Raw genomic sequence first — 22252 nt, 5'->3', positions numbered from 1 at the left:
CGGTGTCACAGGTTCGATGTGTGGGGGTAACTAACGCTTGGACCACTTCCGGTGGGGGAGGCGGATGGGACCGGCACACCGGCGCCGGCTTCGATTCCCCCCCCCCCCCCCCCCGCGACAGTCGACCAGCAGCATGCCGACCCCGCAAACGCTGGCCGCGCCGGAAGGCGGGTGCTTGGGTATCCGGCCCCCGGAGCGACTACCCCGAGCGACTACCCCGAGCGACTACCCGGGGCCGACGGTGGTCGGCGGCGCCGTCGTCGCCGAGTAGACCGACCGCACGCCCGAGACCGGGGCGGCGGCTGCCGCGGCCGGCGCGGCGGCGGCGCTGGCCATGCCCACGACGGCGCCCGCGGCGACATCGCCGGGGTAGTGCACGCCGGTGTGGACCCGGGAGTAGCCGACGGCGCTCGCCAGCGCGCCCAGGGGTACGGCGGCGGCGGGCAGCACGACGCCGACGGCCGTGGCGAACGCGACCGCCGCGGCCGTGTGCCCTGACGGGAAGGACGCCGACGCGGGCATGGGCACGTACCGGTCCACGGTCACCCGCGCCGACTCCCGGTCAGGCCGCGCCCTGCGCACCAGCCGCTTGCCCAGCAGGTTCGTCGAGGCCGAGGCCACGGCGACCGCCCCGGCCCCGACGAGTGCGGCCCGGCGCGCCCGCGCGCCGCTCAGGGCGAGGGCGGCGGCGATCCCGAGGGAGACCTTCGAATGGTCCGCGGCGTGGGAGAGGCGGCGCAGCGCCCGGTCGAGGGTGGGCGTGGAAGTGGCGGCGACCGCCGCGTACAGCGCGCCGTCGACGGCCCGCAGGTCACCGAGCACGGCGGCGAGGGCCCGACCGGGGGCCCGTCGGGGAGCGGGCAGCGGGTCCGGCGGGCCGCCGGTGTCCTCGTCGGCGTTGGTCGGTTCGGTCATCGGCTCCCGCTCCGTGGGCCGGCCGGCGTACCGGGCGTGGTCCGTCGCCGTACCATCCTGGTCCGCCTCCGTGCCCTCGGCGCGTCGGCGGGGCCCGTCCGGGGGACGTGGAACGTACGTGGAACGGGGCCGGGCTGTTCCGCTGAGCCGACGCCGCACCCGGCGTGGTGGTCGCCGCTCAGCCGGCGGCCCGGAAGGACCGCAGGCGCAGCGAGTTGGCGACGACGAAGACCGAGGAGAAGGCCATGGCCGCACCGGCGATCATCGGGTTGAGGAGTCCGGCCGCGGCGAGCGGCAGCGCGGCGATCAGGTCCGGTACGGACACCTCACCCCCGTAACTGACCTTGGCCTTCTCCGTCGCGTAATTGACGGTGGCGCTGACCCCGTCCATCCGGTTCAGCTTCTTCTCGATCCGGGCGGCACATGAAGCGCAGGTCATGCCGCCGATGGCGAGTTCCACCCCGGCCGGTGCGATGGTCGTACCGGTGGTCATGGCTGCTCCTGACGAGTGCGCGGCGCGTGCTGAGTGGCCCATACGGGTAGGGGGTATCCTCCCTCCATTCATATATACCCAGAGGGGGTATTGAAAGCAAGCGTTCATCCCGCTTGACTCACTACCCCCCGGGGGTATTGTGAAATGCAGGAAAAGCCTCCGCCCGCGCCGTGTGAGCCGGAGGCCCGGAACCCGAGGAGACGACCGCCATGCGCACCGGACTGAGGATCACCGCGTTCGCCGCCGCACTCGCCGCGACCTTCGGCACCGCCTACGGCGTCGGCCTGGGAGTGGACCCCGTCGTCGAGGAGGGCGCCCCGCCCGCGCCCCACGACGAGCACGGCGGGCCGGCGCCCCGGGAGCCGGAGGGCGGCGGCCACGGGGGACACGAGAGCACCCCGCCCGGCGGACTCCAGGTCTCCGAGAAGGGCTACACCCTCGACCTCGCCACCCCGCGCGTCAGCGCCGGTGAGCGTGCCGAGCTGCGCTTCGCGGTCCGGGACGCGAGCGGCCGGGCCGTCACCGCGTACCAGCGCGAGCACGACAAGGAACTCCACCTCATCGTGGCCTCACGCGACCTGGTCACCTACCGCCACCTGCACCCCACCCGCGCCGCCGACGGCACCTGGAGCACGCCCGTCGACCTGCCTCGCGCGGGCGGCTACCGCGTCTTCGCCGACTTCACTCCGGCGGGCAAGGGCGCCGAGAACCTCACCCTCGGTGTCGACCTCGCCGCCTCCGGCCGCTACGAGCCCGCGCGGATGCCGGCCCTCAACGGCACTGCCAGGACCGACGGTTACCAGGTCGAACTCGCCGGGTCCCTGCGCCCCGGCAAAGCGAGCGAGCTGAAGTTCGAGGTGTCCCGCGACGGCGAACCCGTCAACGACCTCCAGCCCTATCTCGGCGCCTACGGCCACCTGGTCGCCCTGCGCTCCGGTGACCTCGCCTACCTGCACGTCCATCCGGGCGGCGAGCTCGGCGACGGGACCACCAGGCCCGGCCCGGACATCTCCTTCACGGCCACCGCGCCAAGCGACGGCGCCTACCGCCTCTTCCTGGACTTCCGGCACCGGGGCGAGGTCCACACCGCCGCCTTCACCGTGCGGGCCGGAGCGGCGCCGGACGCGGCGGAACCGGCGCCCTCCTCGCCGACCGAACACGGCGACGGGCACGGGTACTGAGGCACGGCGACGGGGCACGGGCACTGAGGCACGGCGACGGGCACTGAGGCTCCGGCGAACCGCTCCTACGAGCCGGCCGTCACCACCCGGACCCCCGCCTCCTCGAACTGCCGCACCAGCTCCGGGTCGGCCGAGGCGTCCGTGACCAGCGTGTCCACCGACTCCGTCGCGCAGATCCGGGCGAACGCCCGCCGGCCCAGCTTGCTGGAGTCGGCGGCCACCACCACACGCTCGGCGCGCTCACACAGCACCCGGTTGATCGCCGCCTCCGCCTCGTCGTGTGCCGCCGCACCGTGCGCGGCGTCGAAGGCGACGACACCCAGCACCGCCACGTCGAGCGTCACCTGTCCCAGCACGCCGTCCGCGAGCGGCCCGATCAGCTCGTACGACTGCGCCCGGGCCACTCCGCCGGTCACCACGATCTTGAACTGCGGCCGGACGGCCAGCTCGTTGGCGATGTTGAGCGCGTTGGTGACCACCGTCAGCGCGGGCGTCCCGGCGGCCAGGTCGGCGCGCACGGCAAGGGCGCGCGCCACCTCCGTGGTGGTCGTGCCCCCGGTCAGTCCCACCGCCTCTCCGGGCGCCACCAGGGCGGCGACCGCCTGTGCGACGCGCTGCTTCTCCGAGGCGCGGCGGGCGGTCTTGTAGCGCAGCGGCAGCTCGTACGACACCCCGTGCACGACCGCGCCACCGCGCGTGCGCACGAGCATCTGCTGCTCGGCGAGCCGGTCGAAGTCACGGCGGATCGTCGCCGCCGAGACCTCCAGCTCGGTCGCCGCCTCCTCGACGTCCAGCCGGCCCCGCTCCACGAGCAGTTCCAGCAGCGCCTTCCAGCGGGCGTCGCGCGACATCCGCGCCTCCGTTCCTCGATCTCCCGCCGACCCTAGCGCACGGTTCACTTCCCCGAATTGCTTGATTGTGCTCGAAAGCTCGCTATATCTTGCAGGAACAATCAGATCGGTCGATCGGGGAGTGTGCGGCATGACGCATGTCGAGGACGAGCTCAACAGCCAGCCCGAGTGCTGGACACGCGCCGCCGCGGAGGCGGCGGGGCACGCGGCGGCGCTGCCCGCGACGGGCGAGCGGGTGGCCGTCGTCGGATGCGGCACCTCGTACTTCATGGCGCAGTCGGTGGCGGCGCTGCGCGAGGGCGCGGGCCAGGGCGAGACGGACGCGTTCGCCGCCTCCGAGTTCCCGCGGGGACGCGCGTACGACCGGGTCGTCGCCCTCACCCGCTCCGGCACCACCACCGAAGTGCTGGAGCTGCTCGCGGAGTTGAAGGGCCGCACCCGTACCGTCGCGCTCACCGCGGACCCGGAGACGCCGGTCATGGCCGCCGCCGACGACGTGGTCGTCCTCGACTTCGCCGACGAACGGTCGGTCGTCCAGACCCGGTTCGCGACCACCGCCCTCACCCTGCTCCGCGCCCACCTGGGCCTGCACACCGACGCCGTCGTCGCCGACGCCCGCACGGCGCTCGCCGCCGCGCTGCCCGAAGGGCTGGTCGAGCGCACCCAGTTCACCTTCCTCGGCCGGGACTGGACCGTCGGACTGGCCAACGAGGCCGGCCTGAAGATGCGCGAGGCCTCCCTGTCCTGGACCGAGGCCTACCCGGCGATGGAGTATCGACACGGGCCCATCAGCATCAGCACCGCCGGCACGGCCACCTGGATGTTCGGCGAGGCACCCGAGGGACTGGCCGACCAGGTCCGCGACACCGGCGCGATGTGGGTGCCGGGGGAGCTGGACCCGCTCGCCGAACTGGTCCGCGCCCAGCGGCTCGCGGTCGCCGTCGCCGCGGCCCGCGGCCTCGACCCGGACCGCCCGCGCCACCTCACCCGCTCGGTGATCCTCGCCCCCTGACGCCGCCGCGCGCACCCGGCGCGCGCACCCGCCGCGCGCACTCGACACCCGTCCCCGACACCCGCCCCCGACACCCGTGCCCCGACGCCCGGGAAGGGAGAGACCGTGCCCCTCGCCAGCACCGGCGACCTGGTCGGCCGCGCCGCGGCCGCACGCTCCGCCGTAGCCGCCTTCAACATCATCACCCTGGAACACATCGAGGCCGTCATCGCCGGCGCCGAGTCCGTGCGCATGCCCGTCGTGCTCCAGGTCAGCGAGAACGCCGTGAAGTACCGCTACGGCCGCCTGCTGCCCCTGGCGGCCGCGGCCGTCGCCGCCGCCGAGGGCGCCGCCGTGCCCGTCGCCCTGCACCTCGACCATGTCCAGAGCGACGGCCTGCTGCGCCAGGCACGGGACGCCGGCTTCAGCTCCGTCATGTACGACGCCTCCCGGCTGCCGTACGCGGAGAACCTCGCGGCCACCAGGGCCGCCGCCGGCTGGGCGCACGCCCAGGGGCTGTGGATCGAGGCCGAACTGGGGGAGGTCGGCGGCAAGAACGGCGCGGCGCCGCTCGACGCCCACGCCCCCGGGGCCCGCACCGACCCCGCCGAGGCGCGCGCCTACGTCGCCGAATCCGGCGTGGACGCCCTGGCCGTCGCCGTCGGCAGCTCCCACGCGATGACCACCCGCACCGCGGCCCTCGACCACGACCTGCTGAAGGAACTGTCGAGCGCCCTGGACGTCCCGCTCGTCCTGCACGGCTCCTCCGGCGTCCCGGACCCCGAACTCGCCGCGGCCGTCGCGGGCGGCATCGCCAAGGTCAACGTCGGCACCGCCCTCAACATCGCCATGACCGGCGCGATCCGGGAGCACCTCGCCGCCCGCCCCGACGCGGCCGACTCGCGGGGCTACCTCACCGCCGGAAGGGAGGCCATGGCACGGACGGTGGCGACGATCATCCAGGTGGTCGCCGGCCCTACGTCCTGACGGCCCTCAGCACCACGAACCGGCTGTCGCTCGCCACCAGGTCACTGTTGCCGAACAGGCGCTTCAGCTTGACGTGGTAGCCCAGATGCCGGTTGCCGACCACCCACAGCTCGCCGCCGGGGCGCAGCGCGCGCCGCGCCCCGGTGAACATCCGCCACGCCGTGGCGTCGGTCGTCGCCTGGTGGGAGTGGAAGGGCGGGTTGTTGAGCACCAGGTCGACACTGCCGTCGGGCACCCCGGCCAGCCCGTCGCCCACCCGGAACTCCGCCTGTCCCGTCGCCCCGTTCGCCTTGTACGTCGCCTCCGCCGAGGCCGCGGCCTGGAACGACTCGTCGGTGAACAGCACCTCCGCCCCGGGGTCGGCCAGCGCCATCGCCGTACCGACCACACCGTTGCCACAGCCCAGGTCCACCACCCGGCGGGCGCCGCCGGCCGTCGGCAGGTGCTGGAGGAAGAACCGGGTGCCGACGTCCAGCCGGTCGGCGCAGAACACGCCGGCGTGGTTGACGACGGCCCGGCCGGAGAGCAGCGGACCGACGTCGTCGGGGAGCCGGTAGGTGAGCGGCCAGGGATTGGCCGGCCGCCGCAGGGCGGGGTCGGGCGTGGCGAAGATCAGCCGGGCCTTCTTCACGGCCAACGAGGTCCTGGTCGGGCCCACGATCCGCTCGAACAGCCGGAGCGTCGAGGTGTGGATCTCCTTGACCATCCCGGCGCCGACGACGACCGTGCCCTCGTGCAGCGCGGGCGCCAGCCGCAGCAACTGGTCCTCCAGCAGCGCCAGGCTCTTGGGCACCCGCACCAGCAGCACGTCGACGCGGTCCGGCGGAGGGTCCTGCGTGGTCAGCAGGCGCACGCCGCCGGGCTCGGCGCCGGCCCGTTCCAGGTTGACGCGAGTCGCCTCCCGGGTGAGGTGGGAGTCGGTGATCTGCACCGGCCGGTGGCCCGCCAGCGCCGTCGCCAGCGCCCCCCAGCGGTCCCCGAGCACCACGACCGTGCCGGTCAGCGGGACCTCCCGCTCCGCGAGGTGCCCGAGCAGATACTCGTCGGAGGCGTCCCAGGCCCGGAGCCGGTCGCGCGGGTCCTCGGGGAAGCGGGTCAGCACCTGCTCGCCCCATGGCGTCGTCATACGGTCACTGCGGTCGTTCATCGTGTGCCCAGGCTAACCGAGCCGCAGCTCAGGCCCCTGGGGCCGGTCCGGCGGATCATGCCGCGGACGCGGGCTCCGGCACGCCCTCTGCGGACCACCAGACCCCGCTCGCTTCCGATGATCGGGTGCCTTCGTTCCCGCGCCCTGATCCGCCGGACAGGCCCTGGCGCGGACCGGGCGCGACGCGGGCAGGATGGGGACATGGAGGCCGAGCTGTTCCCCAGGAGCCGTACCGAGACCGCGCCCGGCGCCGTCCACGTGCCGGACTGGCTGACGCCCGGACGGCAGCGCGAGCTGCTGCACGCCTGCCGCGAGTGGGCCCGCCCCCCGGCGGGACTGCGCACGGTCCACACCCCCGGCGGCGGCACCATGACCGCCCGGCAGGTCTGTCTCGGCCGGCACTGGCACCCGTACGCCTACGCCCGCACCGTCGTCGACGGCGACGGTACGCCCGTGAAGCCCTTCCCGGCCTGGCTCGGCGAGCTGGGCCGCAGCGCGGTGACCGACGCGCTGGGCGCCGGCGCGGCGGAGGACGCGCCGTACGACATCGCACTGGTCAACTTCTACGACGCCGACGCCCGCATGGGCATGCACCGCGACGCCGACGAGCGCTCCGACGCGCCCGTGGTCTCCCTGAGCCTCGGCGACACCTGCGTCTTCCGCTTCGGCAACCCGGAGACCCGGACCCGCCCCTACACCGACGTCGAACTGCGCAGCGGCGACCTGTTCGTCTTCGGCGGGCCCTCCCGGCTCGCGTACCACGGCGTGCCCAGGGTGCACGCGGGCACCGCACCGCCCGAGTTGGGGCTCACCGGACGGCTGAACATCACGCTCAGGGTCAGCGGCCTCTAGGCACGCCATACCTGCGGATCATGGGAGACTCCCCTCCATGAGCGGCAAGGCGGACCCCCGGGCGGCGGGGGAAGGGACCACCTCCAGGACGCGGCTGGAGCGGGGGCGCGGTGCGCTCGGACCCGCGTTGGAGCTCGTGCACACCGGACGCGCCCCCACCAGGGCCGTCCTCACCGCGGAACTCGGCGTGACCCGGGCCACGGCCGGCGCCGTCGCCGCCGAACTGGAGGCGCTCGGCCTGATCCGGGTCGACGCCAGGCCCGGGGCGGCGGCCGGTTCGCAGGGCCGCCCCTCGCACCGCCTCGCGGTCGCCGAGGACGGCCCCGTCGCGCTCGCCGCCCAGGTCCACGCCGACGGCTTCCGCGCGGCCCTGGTCGGTCTCGGCGGCCGGATCGTGGCCACCGCGCCCGGCTGCGAGGTCGTCGACGCCGATCCGGCGAAGGTGCTCGGCTCCGTCGTCGAGGCGGGCGCGGAGCTGTTGCGGGAGACCGGGCGGCGCTGTGTCGGCGCGGGGCTCGCCGTGCCGTCCGCCGTCGCGGAACCGGAGGGCCTGGCCCTGAACCCGCTGCACCTGGCCTGGCCCGCGGGCGCGCCCGTGCGGCGGATCTTCGCCGAGCAGGTGCGCGCCGCCGGTATCGAAGGGCCCGCGTTCGCCGCGAACGACGTCAACCTCGCGGCCCTCGCCGAACACCGGCACGGCGCCGGGCGCGGTGCGCGCGACCTGCTGTGCGTGGCCACCGGCCACCGGGGCGTCGGCGGCGCCCTCGTCCTCGACGGCCGCCTGCACATGGGGAGTTCGGGTCTGGCCCTGGAGGTCGGCCATCTCGCCGTCAACCCCGAGGGCCGCCCCTGCCACTGCGGCAGCCGCGGCTGCCTGGACGTGGAGGCCGACCCGCTGGCCTTCCTCACGACGGCCGGCCGCGAGCCGGGGCCCGAGGTGTCCCTGCTCCAGCAGTCCTACGACCTGATCCGCGACCACTACACCGACCCGGCCGTCCGCACCGCCACCGAGGCCCTCATCGACCGCCTCGGCCTGGGTCTCGCGGGCCTGGTGAACATCCTCAACCCGGACCGCATCATCCTCGGCGGACTCCACCGCGCCCTCCTCGACGCCGACCCCGAGCGGCTGCGCGCGGTCGTCGCCGACCGCAGCCTGTGGGGCCAGAGCGGCGGCGTGCCCATCCTGCCGTGCGGCCTGGACCACAACAGCCTGGTCGGCGCCGCCGAGTTGGCCTGGCAGCCGGTCCTGGACGACCCGCTGGGCGCGCTGGTCTAGGGCCGGGCGGGCGGACGGCTCAGGGCGTCGGCCGGTCGCCTCCGCTGGGGGCGTTGCTCAGGTCGACCACGCAGAAGACGTTGCCGTCCGGGTCCGCGAGGACGACGAAGTCGGGGTCGGGCGGATAGAGGTCCCAGTCGACCTCCCGCGCGCCGAGGCCGACCAGCCGCCGCACCTCCGTCCGTTGTTCCTCCGCCGAGTCCGTGAAGAGGTCCAGGTGGAGACGGGGGCGCGGCTCGGCCGGCGACTCGCTGCGCATCAGAGCGAGCGCCCGCCCGGAGCCGTCGGCGCGGTTGAGCGTGCGCCAGGTCTCGCTCCGCCACTCCTCCGTGGCGACCAGATCGAGCGCCGTCGTCCAGAACGCCTCCGCGCGGGGCACGTCCGTGACGCCGATGACGGGGATACCGAGTCTCAACATGTGCCCGAGCCTACGTACTGGGCGATCCCGTGGCCGAGCGACCAGTCGGCGGAGCCGTTCTCGGTGAGGGTGACGAAGACGTTCCGGGGTTCGGTACCCGCGTAGGCCTCGGCGAGTTCGGCGATCCGGCGGTACAGCGCCTGCTTCCGCCCGGTCGTCCGGCCCGCGCGGAGCGTGATCGCCACGAAGACGATGCCCTCGTCCCGGTGCACCCCGAGGTAGTCGTCGTACCGCAGCGCGCCGCGGGCGCCGTCGTGAGCGGTGAGGACCTGGAACCGGTCGTCGTGCGGGATGCCGAGCGTCTCGACCAGGGCGTCGTGGACGGCGCGGCCGAGCGCGTCGAGGCGGTCGGCGTCGGTGCCGTGGGCGTCTATGCGGACGAAGGGCATGCGGGCATCTCCCGTTCGGGCAGAGGGTGGCTCGGTGGCTCGGTGGCTCGGTGGCTCGGTGGTTCAGGGGTTTGGCGGGTCGGAGTGTCGGGTGCTATCGGGTGCCCGGGTCAGCGCCACTCCACGGCGAACGCCCGCGCGGGGTTGTCGGTCAGGACGCGCCGCACCAGGTCCTCGCCCACGGCGAGCGCCGGCCGGGGCGCCACCCGGCGCAGCAGATGGGGCATCCCAGGGCCGCCGTCGACCCACCGGGCGGCGGCCGTTGTCGTGTCGCCGCCGAGCAGGACCTGGTCGCCGTGGCCGGCGTCGGCGAGCGCCCGTACGGCGTCCGGCATCCGCCAGTCGGTGGCGTGGTGGGCCCGCGACGGCCCGTCGAAGGCCAGATAGCACCCCGAGGCGGCGGCCTGCCGGTGCACCACGGGATCGGGGGAGCGGTTGAGGTGGCCGAATCACCCGCCGCGGCGGCACGCCCAACTCGCCGCACAGCAGCTCCAGTACGTCAAGCGCACCGGTCCCCGGTTCCAGGTGCACGGCGATCGGCGCCCCCGTCGCGTGGTGCGCCCCGGCCGCCGCCGACATGGCCCACCGCGCGTGCGCGTGGAGCGTGTGGAAGCCGCCCGCGACCTTGACGGGCCCCGCGCGGACGCCCGACGTGCCGATGCCCTCGGTGAGTTCGGCGACGAAGACCTCGGGGGGCCGGCCCCGCAGCTCGGCGAGCGTCGACTCGCCGTAGTGGAGATCCTGGTGCAGCCCCGTGGCGGCCACCAGGTGCACTCCGGTCTCGCGGGACAACGCCGGCAGGTCGGCGGCCCTGCGGCCCAGACCGTACGGCGTCCACTGGACCACGGTCCCGCCGCCCTGCTCACGGAACGCGGCCAGTTCGGCCCGTGCCGCCGGCACACTGTGCAACTCCTCACCGGGGAGCCGGGGGCCGGCGAAGAACAGGTGGTCGTGCGCGTCGCACACGCCCAACTCCCCTGGCGGCACGTCCCCGAGGACGGTGCGGACGGCGGCGGTCACCACTGGCGCCCCCGGGGCAGCCGCTCCCGCTCCGGTGCCGACACGTGCAGCACCTGGAAGACCTCGCCCTCCACCCCGTCCGGCGCCTCGTCGGCGTGCAGCGAGAAGTGGACCAGCTCCCAGCGGCCGGTGTCCACGACCGCCGCCGCGAGCACCACGCCGTCCCCGGCCGCCAGTCGCCCGGTCTCCCGCACCGCCTCCGCCGCCGCCTCCGACAGGGCCACCCCCTCCGGCACCGGCCGCCGGCGTCGTATCGCCACCCGCGCGGGGGAGCGGGCGGCGCCGCCCTCCTCGTAGGCCAGGCCCGTCCACTGCCGGACCGCGGGCCGGCCGAAGTCGTCGGTGGGCCGCTGGAAGGGGCCCTCCCAGAGGAAGGAGTTCATGCCCTCCACGGTGTGCCACAGGTAGAACGGCGCGTACTGGTTGACCGGCGAACCGTGCACCCCGCGCTCCCGCATCAGATACGCCTTGGCGCCGAGACCGGGCCAGTCGTCCAGCAGGTGCCCGGTGCGGGCGACCCGCGCCCGGATGACGTCCATCGGGTAGTCGGCGGGCAGGGTGAACTCGTACTGCATGGCGTGCATCGGCGCGGACTCCTTACCGGGCGGGGGCGTCGTGCGGGGCCAGCAGGGCCAGCAGTCCCCGGACCGCGGCGTCGAACGCGGTGGGCGAGCCGGACGCGCGGGCGAGGACGTAACCGCCCTGGACGGTCGCGACGACGGCCGCCGCGATCTCCTCGCCGTCCAGTGAGGGCGTGAACTCGCCCTGCTCCCTGCCCTCCTCGACGATCCGGGCGATGTGCTCCCTGAGCCAGTCGAGCGTCTCGTCGACGGGCGCGCGCAGGGCGTCGTCGGCGATCACGTCCGGGTCCATGGTCAGCCGCCCCACCGGGCAGCCGCGCAGCACCTCGCGCTCGCGCCGCAGATAGGCCGCGATCCGCTCGTACGGCGTTCCCGGACCGTCCAGTACTCCCCCGGCGGTGGCCCGCATCTCCTCGGCGGTCCGCCGGATCGCGGCCAGCGCGAGATCGGGCTTTCCGCCCTTGAAGTGGTGGTACATGCTGCCCTGCCCGGCGCCGGCCCGCTCCAGGATCGCCTTGGGGCTGGTCCCCACGTATCCCCGCTCCCACAACAGCTCGCGGGTGGACTCGATCAGTCGCTCCGAGGTGCTCATGCACTCACTGTACATACTAGTAGTTACAGAGGTCGAGGCGCAGGACACCGGACTCCGGCGGGGGAGGAAGCAGGCCCGGACGGCACACGTACTCCCCGCGGGGTACGGACAGTGCCGCTGGCCGTACGACGACCGGGACCCACCCCGGGGGCGACGCTCGGAAGCGACACGAAGGACATCGCTACCGAGGAGTTGGACGACATGGAGACCCTGGCACACTTCGGCGACGGCGGGCCCGGCCCCTGGATCCTGTTCTTCCCGCTGATCTGGGCGCTGGCCATCGGCGCCGGCATCACCCTGCTGCGCCGCACCGTCTGGCGCGGGCGCCGCGGACCGTGGCGGCCCCCCGTCGAGGACAACTCGCCCATCGCCGTACTCGGCCACCGCTTCGCCTCCGGCGAGATCGACGAGGACGAGTACTGGCGCCGGCTCTCCGTGCTGGACGAGCAGTTCGGCCGGACCCGCAAGGGCGGTGCGGCATGACCACGACGACCGTCACCAGGGCCGCCGCCCGGGTCGTCGACGCCGTGAAGGTGTACGGCGGTGGCGACACCGCCGTACGCGCCCTGGACGGGGTGAGCGTGGACTTCCCGGCCGGCCGCTTCACGGCGATCATGGGGCCCTCGGGCTCCGGCAAGTCGACCCTGATGCACTGCGCCGCCGGACTGGACACGCTCACCTCGGGCACCGCCCGCATCGGCGACACCGACCTGAGCACCCTCGACGACCGACGGCTGACACTGCTGCGCCGCGACCGGGTCGGCTTCGTGTTCCAGGCCTTCAACCTGGTCCCGACGCTGACCGTCGCCGAGAACATCACCCTCCCGCTCGACCTCGCGGGCCGCCGCGGCGACACCGAGTGGGTCGACGCGCTGATCGACGTCGTCGGACTGCGCGACCGCCTCCACCACCGTCCGGCCGAACTCTCCGGCGGACAGCAGCAGCGCGTCGCAGTGGCCCGCGCCTTCGCCGGACAGCCGGACGTGGTCTTCGCCGACGAACCCACCGGAAACCTCGACTCCCGCTCCGGCGGCGAGGTGCTCGGCCTCCTCGGCCGCACCGTGCGGCAGACCGGCCGCACGGTCGTCATGGTCACCCACGACCCGGTCGCGGCCGCCCACGCGGACGAGGTCGTCTTCCTCGCGGACGGACGCCTCGTCGACCGCATGGACGCCCCGACCGCCGACAAGGTCCTGGACCGGATGAAAGCCTTCGAGGTGCCGTCATGAACGCCTCCGTCCGCCTCAGCGTCTCCTCGCTGCGGGCCCACAAGCGGCGTTTCGCCGGGACGTTCCTCGCCGTCGTCCTCGGCGTCGCCTTCCTGACCGGCACCCTGGTCATGGGCGACACGCTCCGCGCGAGCTTCGACACCATGTTCGGCAACGCCAGCGGCGGCACGGACGCCGTGGTGCGCAGCGCGGACGCCATCACCACGCCGGGCGAGAGCCAGGGCGTACGGCAGCCCGTCTCCACCGACCTGGTGAAGACGGTCGAGCGGGTACCCGGCGTCGCGGCCGCCGCCCCCAGCATCCAGGGCGCGGGCCAGCTCGTCGGCGCGGACGGCGACCCGATCGGCGGCCAGGGCCCGCCCACCCTGGCCGGCAACTGGATCACCGACCCCGAGCTGAACCCGTACCGCCTCGCCGAGGGCCGCGTCCCGCAGAAGTCCGGCGAGGTCGTCGTCAACCGGGGCACCGCCGAGCGGGGCGGCCTCGCCATCGGCGACACGACGACCCTGCGCACGCCCGACCCGGTCGAGGTCACCGTCGTCGGCCTCGCGACCTTCGGCGGCGAGGACGGCATGGCCCAGGTGACGTTCACCGGCATGACGCGGGCCGACGCGGAGAAGTACCTCACCGCGCGTCCGGGCCAGGCGGCGAGCATCCAGGTGCGCGCCGGTCCCGGCGTCGGCCAGCAGGAACTCGTCGACCGGCTGACCCCCGTACTGCCGGGTGGCGTCGAGGCCATCACCGGTGAGGAGTCGGCCGCGGAGAACACCGACATGATCTCCAGTCAGTTCCTGACCCTGTTCACGACCTTCCTGCTCGTCTTCTCCGGCATCGCCCTGCTGGTCGCGACCTTCTCGATCCACAACACCTTCGCCATCGTGGTCGCCCAGCGCACCCGCGAGAACGCCCTGTTGCGGGCGCTCGGCGCCTCCCGGCGTCAGATCACCGCCGCCACCCTCGTCGAGGCGGCCGTCGTGGCCGTGACCGCGTCCGCCGCGGGACTCGCCGCCGGCATCGGCATCGCGGCCGGACTCCAGGCACTGTTCCCGGCGATCGGGTTCCCCTTCCCCGAGGGCGCGTTGGTGATCGGCGCCCTGTCGATGCTGCTCCCGCTCGCCGTCGGCGTCGTGGTCTGCCTCGGCTCGGCCCTGCTGCCCGCCGCCCGGGCCGGCCGCACCGCACCCCTGGCCGCGCTGCGCGAGACGGCCGTCGACACGTCCGGCGCCTCCCGCGCCCGCGCGGTCACCGGCACGGCGCTCATGGTGCTCGCCCTCGCGGTGACCCTGGGCGGAGTCCTGCTCTCCCCGTCGGTCTGGCTGGCGGGACTGGGCGGCGTACTGGCCCTGGCGGCCTTCGTGGTGCTCGGCCCGGTCGCCTCGGCCACCGCCGTACGTGTCCTCGGCGCACCGCTGGACCGGCTGCGCGGCGTCACCGGCGTCCTCGCCCGGCGCAACGCCCTGCGCAGCCCCAAGCGCACGGCCGCCACGGCCGGGGCGCTGATGATCGGGGTGGCCGTCGTGTCCCTGTTCACGGTGTTCGGAGCCTCGCTGAAGGCGACCATGGACCAGACCGTCTCCCGGTCCTTCGCGGGCGACGTCGCCGTCAGCGCCCCGTCCTTCGGCGCGGGCGGCAGCGGCCTCAGTCCGCGACTGGCCGGCGCGGTCGAGCGGCTGCCCGAGGTGGACACCGCAGTCGGCCTCGGCCGGGGTGTGGCGGACGTCGACGGCGACGGGCGGGCGTTGACCGTCACCGACCCGGTCGCGCTGGAGCGCACCTTCGACCTGGGCACCGTGCACGGTTCACTCGGCTCCCTCGGCACCGACGGCATCGCGATCACGGAGAGCGAGGCGGCGAAGCAGGGGCTGACCACCGGCGATACGGCACGCCTGACCTTCACCGACGGACGCAGCGAGACCTTCACCGTCCGCGCGCTCTACGGGCAGTCCGAACTCGCCGGCGACTACGTCATCACCCGCGCCGCCTGGGCCCCGCACCGCACGCAGGACTCCGACACGCTGGTGGCCGTCGCCCTCGCGGACGGCGTGTCCACGGACGCCGGCAAGGCGGCGGTCGGAGAGGTCGCCGAACGGTACGGCAACCCCGAGGTGCAGACCCGCGACGAGTACGCGCAGTCCTCGGCGGGCGGCATCGACATGATGCTCACCCTCGTCTACGCGCTGCTCGCCCTCGCGGTGCTCATCGCACTCCTCGGCATCGCCAACACGCTCACCCTGGCGGTCCACGAGCGCACCCGCGAACTCGGCCTGCTGCGCGCCGTCGGGCAGACCCGGGCCCAACTGCGGGCCATGGTCCGCTGGGAGTCCGTCCTGGTCGCCGCCTTCGGCACGGTCGGCGGACTCGGCCTCGGCGCCTTCCTCGGCTGGGTGCTCGTGGCGGCGTCCGACGGCGCCTCGGACACCGCCTTCGCCTTCGCCGTGCCGCCCGTGCAGCTCGCGGTGGTGGCCCTGGTCGGCCTCGCGGCCGGCGCCCTCGCCGGCCTCCGCCCGGCCCGCCGCGCGGCCCGCCTGGACGTACTGCGCGCCGTGGCCACGGAGTAGCGACCCGCCCGCCGGGTCACTCCGTGCGGGCACGCGCCGTACGTCACGCCGCGCGGGCACACTCCCCGCCGTGGACCCAGCCCGCGCTGCACGGCCCCCGGCAGCGAAGGGTCACCGCCCGGTCAGCCGGCAACGGCCGACCGGGCGGGAGCGGGTTGGGGACTGCCGAGATCGACCGCGTGCTCGGCCTCAGCGAACACGGCGGCCGGCACCTCCTCGACCAGACGGCGCGGCGGACGCGCGGCGACCGGAGCGAAGCCCGCGCACGTCGGCAGCGTGAACCAGACGACCTTGCCGGACTCGCCGTCCGGCCGGGCGCCCCAGCTCTCGCTCATCGCCGCCACCATGGCGAGCCCCCGCCCGCAGGTGGCGAGGGGCTCGGCGTCGTCCACGACGGGCAGGCGCGGATCGTGGTCGCGCACCGAGACGGTGAGCCGCTCCAGCAGCAGCTCTATCTCCACGGTGCACGTCTTGTCCGGCCGGGCGTGCAGGTGGACGTTGGTCAGCAACTCCGTCACGCCGAGCGAGGCCCGGTCGATCAGGGCATGCATGTGCCAGTAGCGCAATTGCGCAGATACGATTCTGCGGACCTGGCCGATCCGCGACGGCAGGGCTTGCAGCTCCACCGTGCAGTGTCTGCTTGGGTGACTGATCACGGCTGCGACTCCCCGACAAAGAGGTCCGGAAGAACACGGAGTTCGGATCCAGCAGGGCGCACGCGGCGCGCCGCCGCCTGCTGTCATGGCCGGCGGGCTGGTTCGCAGCGTTATCGCCGGTAAACCCAGAGTGACGTGAGACCAGCGTGACGCAAGGGGTGAGGCACCGCAACTTACGGACATCTCAACGGTGGTGTCCGGCCGCCCTGTGCACGGCCTCGATGAAACGGCGGGCCGCGGGCGGGCCCGGCTCACCCGGCGCGGGGTCCCGCTCGCCGAGTGTCAGCAGGTACCGCTTGCCGTTGAGGTCGGCGAGGGCCCGGTCGTGCGGGGCGAACCAGGGTCGCGAGGCCCGTACCGCCTGCACCGGCGCGCTGTCGATCTCACTGCCGTAGCTGGTGAGCAACTCGACCCTGCCACCGCTGATCCGGACCGTCCCGGCCCGGGTGAGCGAGCGCAGCCGTTTGCCGATCCGCACCCCCGTGGCCCTGAACTCCGGGTCCGCCATGCCGTCGCCCCCTCGCGCGCGTCGGTCGTCCCGCCCGCTGGCAGTCTGCCCGCACCGCGCGTCGAGCACCAGTACGCACCGTCCCTTTCCGGGGTCGGCCGGAGCACTCGCGCGAATGCGCCCCCACCGTGCGGGCCGACGCGCCCCAGGGGTGCCTTTGAGGCGCCCAAAGGTGTGTTTATGCAGGTGAGAAGCGTGTGGAAGGTGTCTATGATCGAGGCGTCGGCCGCCCGGCACGCCGTCGGCGCGCAGCGTAAGGAGCCCCCTCGTGAGCACCACCCCGCAGACCCGCACCGGCGCCACCCTGGACGTCGACCACACCGACGCCGACTACCGGGCATGGCTGAAAGAGGCCGTGCGCAAGGTCCAGGCCGACGCGAACCGCTCGGCCGACACCCACCTGCTCCTCTTCCCGCTCCCCGAGCGGTGGGGCATCGACCTCTACCTCAAGGACGAGTCGACCCACCCGACCGGCAGCCTCAAGCACCGCCTCGCCCGCTCACTCTTCCTCTACGGCCTGTGCAACGGCTGGATCCGCCCCGACCGCCCGGTGATCGAGGCGTCCAGCGGCTCCACGGCCGTCTCCGAGGCGTACTTCGCCAAGCTGGTCGGCGTGCCCTTCGTCGCCGTCATGCCGCGCACGACGAGCACGGAGAAGATCCGCCTGATCGAGTTCCACGGCGGACGGTGCCACTTCGTGGACGACTCCCGCCGGATGTACGAGGAGTCCGCCCGCCTCGCGGCCGAGACCGGCGGCCACTACATGGACCAGTTCACCTACGCCGAACGTGCCACCGACTGGCGCGGCAACAACAACATCGCCGAGTCGATCTTCCGGCAGCTGCGGCTGGAACGGTTCCCCGAACCGGCGTGGATCGTCGCCACGGCCGGCACCGGCGGCACCTCGGCGACGCTCGCGCGCTATGTGCACTACATGCAGTACGACACCCGTGTCTGTGTCGCCGACCCGGAGAACTCCTGTTTCTTCGAGGGCTGGACCACCGGTGATCCGGACGTCGCCTGCGACCGCGGCTCACGGATCGAGGGCATCGGCAGGCCCCGGATGGAACCGAGCTTCGTGCCCGGCGCCATCGACCGCATGATGAAGGTCCCGGACGCGGCGAGCGTCGCGGCCGTCCGCGCCCTGGAACACGCCATCGGCCGCAAGGCGGGCGGTTCCACGGGCACCGGGCTGTGGAGCGCGCTGAAGATCGTCGCCGAGATGGTGGCCGCGGGACGCCGGGGGAGCGTCGTGACGCTGCTGTGCGACCCGGGGGACCGGTACCTCGACAAGTACTACTCGGACACGTGGCTCGCCGAACAGGGCCTCGACATCGGTCCGTACACGGCGGCGATCGAGACGCTGCTGCGCACGGGCACCTGGCCCGACTGACCCCGCCGCGCGACTACGGACGCCTCAGCCACCGGTCCAGCGAGGTGACCGCGCGCCGGAAGGCCCTCCCCGTTCGGACGCGCGGTTGAAGAGAGCGGGAGGGGCAACGTGGCGTCGGCTCACTGTAGGCGAAACCGGAGCCGTACGGATGCCTACTGGGCGAAGTCCAACCTCACCGGACGCTGGCGGTGAGCCATGGACACAACCGTTCCTGGAGACTGAGCAGGAGTTCGCTCAGCCGCACGCCCCGAACGGTGCTGGGCGCACTGGTCGTCCACCTTCGCATCCCGGGCGGCGACACGGATCTCGTCCGTGGTCCGAGCCGGGCGGGCGGAGTCCTCACGACCTGGCCATATGGGTGTGGCCAAAGGAGACGGGGAGGCCCTGAACCATCTCTCTGGTGGAACCGGGGCCCCGTACGCCGGCGCCGCACTTGTGCGTCCCAAATCGCACGGCCATGCTACCCAGCCTTAGCCGGGGAGCTGCCGGCTTTCAACTCGACCATCACACGATCGAGTTAACTGATGCCGTGTGCGCTCAATGACCGCCTGGGCCGACGGCCCGCGAACGCTCGGACTGGGGCGCCCGCGAAGTCCGAGGCAGGGCGCCCGTGAAAGCCGACGCCGCGGCGTCCGCGTACCCCGGATCAGTCGGACGTCGGTTCCGGCTCGCCCGCCACGACCAGCCCCAGGTGCTCGGCGACCTCCGCGCGGGCGTCCGCCGACAGGCCGCCGTCGGTCACCAGCGTGTCCACCTGTTCCAGCGTCGCGAAGGAACTCAGGCCCACGACACCCCATTTGGTGTGGTCCGCGACCACCACGACACGCCGCGCCGACTGCACCAGCCGCCGGTTGGTCTCGGCCTCCGCCAGGTTCGGCGTGGACAGGCCGGCCTCGGCCGATATCCCGTGCACGCCGAGGAAGAGCACGTCGAAGTGGAGCGTGGCGATCGCCTGGTCGGCCACCGGGCCCACCAGCGAGTCCGAGGGCGTGCGCACCCCGCCGGTGAGCACCACCGTGGCCGCACCCGGCCGGGCCCCGGACGTGCGCTGCGCCACGTGGAACACGTCGGCCACCCGCACCGAGTTCGTGACCACCGTCAGATCCGGCACGTCCACCAGCCGGTGCGCGAGCGCGTACGTCGTCGTACCGCCCGACAGGGCGATCGCGGCGCCCGGCGCGACCAGCTCCGCCGCGGCCCGCGCGATGTCCTCCTTGGCCGTCGGCTCCAGACCCGACTTGGCCTCGAAGCCCGGCTCGTGCGTGCTCGCCTCCGCCACCGGGACCGCGCCGCCGTGCACCTTCTCCAGCACACCCTGCCGGGCCAGCGCGTCCAGGTCACGACGGACCGTCATGTCCGACACGCCGAGCTTGCGGGTCAGCTCGTTGACCCGGACCCCGCCCCGGCGGCGCACCTCGTCGAGGATCAGGGCGCGCCGCTGCTCCGCGAGGAGGTTCGGATTCTCACTCACGTACGCTTCGGTCCTTTCGCCGCAAACCGTCCGACCCGCCGCCGCACTCGCTCTGATGAGGACTTCTCCCCGCACCCGTGTGCGGACGTCCCATCCTCGCACGCCGCGCCGCCGGCCGCGCCACCGCCCGCCGGTCGCGCACATGTCACCCCAGTCCGGTCCGGTCCAGCCCGGTCGGTCGGTGTCGTCACGGCGCGGCGTCACCTGTCACACGGTTCGGGGAGATTCCGTGCCGAAGGGTGTGCGGAACCCGCCGAACGGAGATCCTTGTGCCCGCACGGACAGAGCCGACGGCGCGTCACGGGGGAGTGCGGACAGTGGAACAGGCCGAGCAGCGGGACGGGAGATCCGGCACCGCCCTGGAACTCCTGGTGCACGGAGTGGGCGGCACCACGCCCGCCGAGATGCTGGACGACCCGCGGACCGTGCGGATCACCGGCGACCACGTCGCGGCCGTCTTCCGGCGCGCGGAGGACGTCGACGCGGAGTCCCGGCCCGAGGACTACCGCGGCCGGCCGGTGCCCGAGGCCTACGTCTGGTGCAACCTCACCTCCGGCAACGGCACCCGCGCCCTGTGGCTGCTGCTCCTGCCGTTCATGGTGGTCAACCTCGCCCACTGGATGCGGCCCGCCACGAGCGGCCGGATCCGCACGGTCCGGCTCTACGGGCTGCTGGTGCGGCTCGCGGGGCTCACCCTGACGGTGCTGCTGGTCGCCGCCGCCTGCGAGGTCGCGCTCGACCTCGTGGCCTGGCAGTGCGCGGGCACGCGCGTGTGCGCCGAGCGCCACTCCTGGGTGGGCTTCCTGTCGCCGGTGGTCTCGGACGGCGGCTGGTGGAGCGCGCCCGGCCGCAGGCTCGCCCTCGCGGCCGCGGTGCCCGCCGCCCTCACCGGCCTGCTGTGGTACCTGTCGCTGCGCACCTGGCGGGCGTACGAGTCGCAGCAGCCGATGGACCGCGAGTCCGACCCCGAGGAGGGGCCCGGCCACACCGCCCTCGGCCGGCCCGGCTTCTGGTACGGCCGCCGCCTGGTCGCCCGGCTGCGCGCCGCGCACACCGCCGCCGGCCTGCTGACCATCGCGGTGGCGGTCGGCGCGCCTGCGGCCCGCTTCGACCGCCGGCCGGGCGGACCCGCGGCGCTGGACACGCTGGGATGGCTCCTGCAGGGGGCACTGGCCGCCGGTGCCGTCGCCGTGGTCGTGGTGGTCTGCCGCAGGGGCCGCAGCGAGAACCGCCTCGACCGGCGACTCGACCGCCACCTCGTACGGCGGCTGCCGCTCGCCGCCCTCGTCCTGTTCGTCCTCACCCTGCTGTACGGCGGCTGGGCCCGCCCGGGGTGGGCGTCGGCCGGCCGGCTGCCCGGTGACATGGCCTTCGGCGGCATCGCCCTGACGCAGGGCCTGCTGGTCATCGCCCTCGCCGTGGTCGCGCACCTGCTCCACCGCAGCCTCCCCGACGCCCGCGCGGCGATCCGGGGCCTCGGCGGACCCGCCGTCGTCATGCTGGCCTGCGCCCTGGGCGGCTTCATGTCCGGCGGCGTCGCCCAGCGCGTCTCGGACTGGATGGACGGCACCGGCACCTTCCTGGACGGCCCGCCCGTCCTGCTGACCTGGCAGGCGTCCGTCATCCCGCCGCTCCTCGTCGTCGTGCTGCTGCTGTGCGCCGCGCTGGCCCGGCACACCTGGGGCCTCGCCCGCGCCGAACGGGACGCCGTGGAGGGCGACCACGCCGGGGAGGCCGGGGACCCCGGGCGCACCCGGCGCATCGCGCTGGCCCGCGCGACGGCCACCCTCACCGACCGGGCGCCGCTGCTCGTCGCCCTCACCTCCGCCGCCACCCTGCTGTTGGGCGCCGGGGCGCTGGTGGGTGCCCTGACGACCGACCAGGTGCCCGGTGAGGCGGCGCGCGGGACGTACGCCGTCGTGCACGGTGCCGCGCAGACCGCGCAGGCGCTGGGCTCCTGGCTGATCGGCCTCGGCTTCATACTGTTCGTGACCTGGGGCAGGCGCGCCTACAAGGACGCCTCCGCGCGGCGCACCATCGGCATCCTGTGGGACGTCGGCACCTTCTGGCCGCGCGCCGCCCACCCCTTCGCACCGCCCTGCTACGCCGAGCGCGCCGTGCCCGACCTGACCTGGCGGATGGCGACCTGGACCCGCGCCACCGGCGGACGGCTGGTCATCTCCGGGCACTCGCAGGGCAGCGTCCTCGCCGCCGCAGCGTCCTGGCAGCTGGAGCCGGCCGCCCGCAGACGGGTCGCCCTGCTCACCTACGGCTCCCCGCTTGAGCGGCTGTACGGCCGCTGGTTCCCGGCCCACTTCGGACCGGCAGCGCTCGCTTCGCTGCACCAGGAGGTCGACTGCTGGCGCAACCTGTACCGCCGCACCGACCCCATCGGCGGACCGGTGCGGCTGCGTGGCGACTCGGGCCCCGCGGTGGATTGCGCGCCCCTCAAGGACCCGCTGACGTACGGCCGCACCGAACTCCATCCGCTGCCCGCGCCGGTCCTCGGCCACTCCGACTACCAGGCCGACCCGGTCTTCGCCGAGGAGCGCGGGCGGCTGCTGGCCCGGCTCCGCCCGGAGGTGCCGGCGCCCCGTCACACCGGGGGCCCGGCGTCCGTTCCGGCGGCGGACGACGCGTCCGGGGCCTGCTAGGGCCTGTCTGACAATTCCCGTCGTCGCCCGGAGGGCGGCCTCGCGGCGTCAGGTGCGTGCTCTCGGCGTGCCGGGCGTAGAGCCTCGTAC

General features: G+C 74.1%; 21 protein-coding genes and 1 pseudogene. 10 read left to right on the top strand and 12 right to left on the bottom strand.

Going from position 1 to position 22252, the window contains the following annotated elements:
• Window positions 1-225: 225 nt before the first annotated feature.
• Both ACFWR9_RS39795 and ACFWR9_RS39790 read right to left on the bottom strand, forming a co-directional pair.
• Window positions 226-915 carry a phosphatase PAP2 family protein gene (locus ACFWR9_RS39795; RefSeq protein ID WP_383851707.1) on the bottom strand — a complete coding sequence of 230 codons (690 nt, stop codon included), beginning with the start codon at window positions 913-915 and terminating at the stop codon, window positions 226-228.
• A 178-nt stretch (window positions 916-1093) separates the two neighbouring features.
• Entirely contained in the window at window positions 1094-1408 is a 315-nt protein-coding gene (locus ACFWR9_RS39790; protein ID WP_383851705.1) for a cation transporter, read from the bottom strand.
• Between the two features lie 209 nt (window positions 1409-1617).
• Here ACFWR9_RS39790 and ACFWR9_RS39785 point away from each other — a divergent pair, with 209 nt between their 5' ends.
• Window positions 1618-2589 carry a hypothetical protein gene (locus ACFWR9_RS39785; RefSeq protein WP_383851702.1) on the top strand — a complete coding sequence of 324 codons (972 nt, stop codon included), beginning with the start codon at window positions 1618-1620 and terminating at the stop codon, window positions 2587-2589.
• A 65-nt stretch (window positions 2590-2654) separates the two neighbouring features.
• Here ACFWR9_RS39785 and ACFWR9_RS39780 read toward each other — a convergent pair whose 3' ends face one another.
• Window positions 2655-3440: a DeoR/GlpR family DNA-binding transcription regulator gene (locus ACFWR9_RS39780; protein ID WP_383851700.1), complete on the bottom strand. Its 786-nt coding sequence runs from the start codon at window positions 3438-3440 to the stop codon at window positions 2655-2657.
• 130 nt (window positions 3441-3570) lie between these two features.
• Between ACFWR9_RS39780 and ACFWR9_RS39775 the strand changes: the two genes are divergently transcribed.
• On the top strand, window positions 3571-4452 hold the full coding sequence (locus tag ACFWR9_RS39775) for an SIS domain-containing protein (protein WP_383851697.1): 882 nt from the start codon (window positions 3571-3573) through the stop codon (window positions 4450-4452).
• A 105-nt stretch (window positions 4453-4557) separates the two neighbouring features.
• Window positions 4558-5418, top strand: coding sequence for a ketose-bisphosphate aldolase (locus ACFWR9_RS39770; protein WP_383851694.1), 861 nt, complete (start codon window positions 4558-4560; stop codon window positions 5416-5418).
• Here ACFWR9_RS39770 and ACFWR9_RS39765 read toward each other — a convergent pair.
• Window positions 5408-6544, bottom strand: coding sequence for a methyltransferase (locus ACFWR9_RS39765; RefSeq protein ID WP_383851713.1), 1137 nt, complete (start codon window positions 6542-6544; stop codon window positions 5408-5410). The genes ACFWR9_RS39770 and ACFWR9_RS39765 overlap by 11 nt on opposite strands.
• A 222-nt stretch (window positions 6545-6766) precedes the next feature.
• On the opposite strand from ACFWR9_RS39765, the gene ACFWR9_RS39760 reads away from it, so the two are divergent.
• Window positions 6767-7417: an alpha-ketoglutarate-dependent dioxygenase AlkB family protein gene (locus tag ACFWR9_RS39760; protein WP_383851692.1), complete on the top strand. Its 651-nt coding sequence runs from the start codon at window positions 6767-6769 to the stop codon at window positions 7415-7417.
• Between the two features lie 37 nt (window positions 7418-7454).
• The gene (locus tag ACFWR9_RS39755) at window positions 7455-8693 is read left to right on the top strand and encodes an ROK family protein (protein ID WP_383851689.1); all 1239 of its coding nucleotides are present in this window, start codon (window positions 7455-7457) and stop codon (window positions 8691-8693) included.
• Window positions 8694-8712: 19 nt separating this feature from the next.
• On the opposite strand, the gene ACFWR9_RS39750 is transcribed toward ACFWR9_RS39755, so the two are convergent.
• The 5 genes and pseudogenes from ACFWR9_RS39750 to ACFWR9_RS39730 form a co-directional block, all read right to left on the bottom strand.
• The gene (locus ACFWR9_RS39750) at window positions 8713-9111 is read right to left on the bottom strand and encodes a VOC family protein (protein ID WP_383851686.1); all 399 of its coding nucleotides are present in this window, start codon (window positions 9109-9111) and stop codon (window positions 8713-8715) included.
• Entirely contained in the window at window positions 9105-9500 is a 396-nt protein-coding gene (locus ACFWR9_RS39745; RefSeq protein WP_383851683.1) for a tautomerase family protein, read from the bottom strand. The genes ACFWR9_RS39750 and ACFWR9_RS39745 overlap by 7 nt, the downstream gene beginning before the upstream one ends.
• Window positions 9501-9610: 110 nt before the next feature.
• A pseudogene (locus tag ACFWR9_RS39740) lies at window positions 9611-10520 on the bottom strand (phosphotriesterase).
• Window positions 10517-11104, bottom strand: a complete 588-nt coding sequence (locus ACFWR9_RS39735; protein WP_383851681.1) for a DUF4865 family protein — start codon at window positions 11102-11104, stop codon at window positions 10517-10519. Before ACFWR9_RS39735 ends, ACFWR9_RS39740 begins: the two are co-directional and overlap by 4 nt.
• Window positions 11105-11117: 13 nt before the next feature.
• Window positions 11118-11693 carry a TetR/AcrR family transcriptional regulator gene (locus ACFWR9_RS39730; RefSeq protein ID WP_383851678.1) on the bottom strand — a complete coding sequence of 192 codons (576 nt, stop codon included), beginning with the start codon at window positions 11691-11693 and terminating at the stop codon, window positions 11118-11120.
• A 201-nt stretch (window positions 11694-11894) separates the two neighbouring features.
• Here ACFWR9_RS39730 and ACFWR9_RS39725 point away from each other — a divergent pair, with 201 nt between their 5' ends.
• From ACFWR9_RS39725 to ACFWR9_RS39715, 3 genes are read left to right on the top strand one after another with little or no spacing between them, the layout of a single operon-like run.
• Window positions 11895-12176 (top strand): SHOCT domain-containing protein, encoded by a 282-nt coding sequence (locus tag ACFWR9_RS39725; protein ID WP_383851675.1) that lies wholly within the window; start codon window positions 11895-11897, stop codon window positions 12174-12176.
• Window positions 12173-12922, top strand: coding sequence for an ABC transporter ATP-binding protein (locus ACFWR9_RS39720; protein WP_087810811.1), 750 nt, complete (start codon window positions 12173-12175; stop codon window positions 12920-12922). Before ACFWR9_RS39725 ends, ACFWR9_RS39720 begins: the two co-directional genes overlap by 4 nt.
• Window positions 12919-15480: an ABC transporter permease gene (locus ACFWR9_RS39715; protein WP_383851671.1), complete on the top strand. Its 2562-nt coding sequence runs from the start codon at window positions 12919-12921 to the stop codon at window positions 15478-15480. Before ACFWR9_RS39720 ends, ACFWR9_RS39715 begins: the two co-directional genes overlap by 4 nt.
• A 122-nt stretch (window positions 15481-15602) precedes the next feature.
• On the opposite strand, the gene ACFWR9_RS39710 is transcribed toward ACFWR9_RS39715, so the two are convergent.
• On the bottom strand, window positions 15603-16136 hold the full coding sequence (locus ACFWR9_RS39710; protein ID WP_383851668.1) for an ATP-binding protein: 534 nt from the start codon (window positions 16134-16136) through the stop codon (window positions 15603-15605).
• Between the two features lie 184 nt (window positions 16137-16320).
• Window positions 16321-16644, bottom strand: a complete 324-nt coding sequence (locus ACFWR9_RS39705) for a hypothetical protein (protein ID WP_383851665.1) — start codon at window positions 16642-16644, stop codon at window positions 16321-16323.
• Window positions 16645-16912: 268 nt separating this feature from the next.
• On the opposite strand from ACFWR9_RS39705, the gene ACFWR9_RS39700 reads away from it, so the two are divergent.
• Window positions 16913-18037: a PLP-dependent cysteine synthase family protein gene (locus ACFWR9_RS39700; RefSeq protein WP_383851662.1), complete on the top strand. Its 1125-nt coding sequence runs from the start codon at window positions 16913-16915 to the stop codon at window positions 18035-18037.
• Window positions 18038-18683: 646 nt separating this feature from the next.
• Here the strand turns inward: ACFWR9_RS39700 and ACFWR9_RS39695 are convergent.
• On the bottom strand, window positions 18684-19508 hold the full coding sequence (locus tag ACFWR9_RS39695; RefSeq protein WP_383851659.1) for a DeoR/GlpR family DNA-binding transcription regulator: 825 nt from the start codon (window positions 19506-19508) through the stop codon (window positions 18684-18686).
• 404 nt (window positions 19509-19912) lie between these two features.
• Between ACFWR9_RS39695 and ACFWR9_RS39690 the strand changes: the two genes are divergently transcribed.
• On the top strand, window positions 19913-22162 hold the full coding sequence (locus ACFWR9_RS39690; RefSeq protein ID WP_383851710.1) for a hypothetical protein: 2250 nt from the start codon (window positions 19913-19915) through the stop codon (window positions 22160-22162).
• The last annotated feature ends 90 nt before the right edge of the window (window positions 22163-22252 follow it).

This window comes from Streptomyces sp. NPDC058534 (assembly GCF_042717365.1).
Taxonomy (GTDB): Bacteria; Actinomycetota; Actinomycetes; order Streptomycetales; family Streptomycetaceae; genus Streptomyces.
The sequence above is the reverse complement of the archived record's forward strand: the minus strand, read 5'-3'. Positions and strand labels throughout refer to the sequence as shown.

Excerpts from the sequence above, each read along its gene's own strand:
- ACFWR9_RS39795 (WP_383851707.1), bottom strand. The coding sequence starts at position 915 with ATGACCGAACCGACCAACGCCGACGAGGACACCGGCGGCCCGCCGGAC.
- ACFWR9_RS39790 (WP_383851705.1), bottom strand. The coding sequence starts at position 1,408 with ATGACCACCGGTACGACCATCGCACCGGCCGGGGTGGAACTCGCCATC.
- ACFWR9_RS39785 (WP_383851702.1), top strand. The coding sequence starts at position 1,618 with ATGCGCACCGGACTGAGGATCACCGCGTTCGCCGCCGCACTCGCCGCG.
- ACFWR9_RS39780 (WP_383851700.1), bottom strand. The coding sequence starts at position 3,440 with ATGTCGCGCGACGCCCGCTGGAAGGCGCTGCTGGAACTGCTCGTGGAG.
- ACFWR9_RS39775 (WP_383851697.1), top strand. The coding sequence starts at position 3,571 with ATGACGCATGTCGAGGACGAGCTCAACAGCCAGCCCGAGTGCTGGACA.
- ACFWR9_RS39765 (WP_383851713.1), bottom strand. The coding sequence starts at position 6,544 with ATGACGACGCCATGGGGCGAGCAGGTGCTGACCCGCTTCCCCGAGGAC.
- ACFWR9_RS39760 (WP_383851692.1), top strand. The coding sequence starts at position 6,767 with ATGGAGGCCGAGCTGTTCCCCAGGAGCCGTACCGAGACCGCGCCCGGC.
- ACFWR9_RS39755 (WP_383851689.1), top strand. The coding sequence starts at position 7,455 with ATGAGCGGCAAGGCGGACCCCCGGGCGGCGGGGGAAGGGACCACCTCC.
- ACFWR9_RS39750 (WP_383851686.1), bottom strand. The coding sequence starts at position 9,111 with ATGTTGAGACTCGGTATCCCCGTCATCGGCGTCACGGACGTGCCCCGC.
- ACFWR9_RS39745 (WP_383851683.1), bottom strand. The coding sequence starts at position 9,500 with ATGCCCTTCGTCCGCATAGACGCCCACGGCACCGACGCCGACCGCCTC.
- ACFWR9_RS39735 (WP_383851681.1), bottom strand. The coding sequence starts at position 11,104 with ATGCACGCCATGCAGTACGAGTTCACCCTGCCCGCCGACTACCCGATG.
- ACFWR9_RS39730 (WP_383851678.1), bottom strand. The coding sequence starts at position 11,693 with ATGAGCACCTCGGAGCGACTGATCGAGTCCACCCGCGAGCTGTTGTGG.
- ACFWR9_RS39725 (WP_383851675.1), top strand. The coding sequence starts at position 11,895 with ATGGAGACCCTGGCACACTTCGGCGACGGCGGGCCCGGCCCCTGGATC.
- ACFWR9_RS39720 (WP_087810811.1), top strand. The coding sequence starts at position 12,173 with ATGACCACGACGACCGTCACCAGGGCCGCCGCCCGGGTCGTCGACGCC.
- ACFWR9_RS39715 (WP_383851671.1), top strand. The coding sequence starts at position 12,919 with ATGAACGCCTCCGTCCGCCTCAGCGTCTCCTCGCTGCGGGCCCACAAG.
- ACFWR9_RS39705 (WP_383851665.1), bottom strand. The coding sequence starts at position 16,644 with ATGGCGGACCCGGAGTTCAGGGCCACGGGGGTGCGGATCGGCAAACGG.
- ACFWR9_RS39690 (WP_383851710.1), top strand. The coding sequence starts at position 19,913 with ATGCTGGACGACCCGCGGACCGTGCGGATCACCGGCGACCACGTCGCG.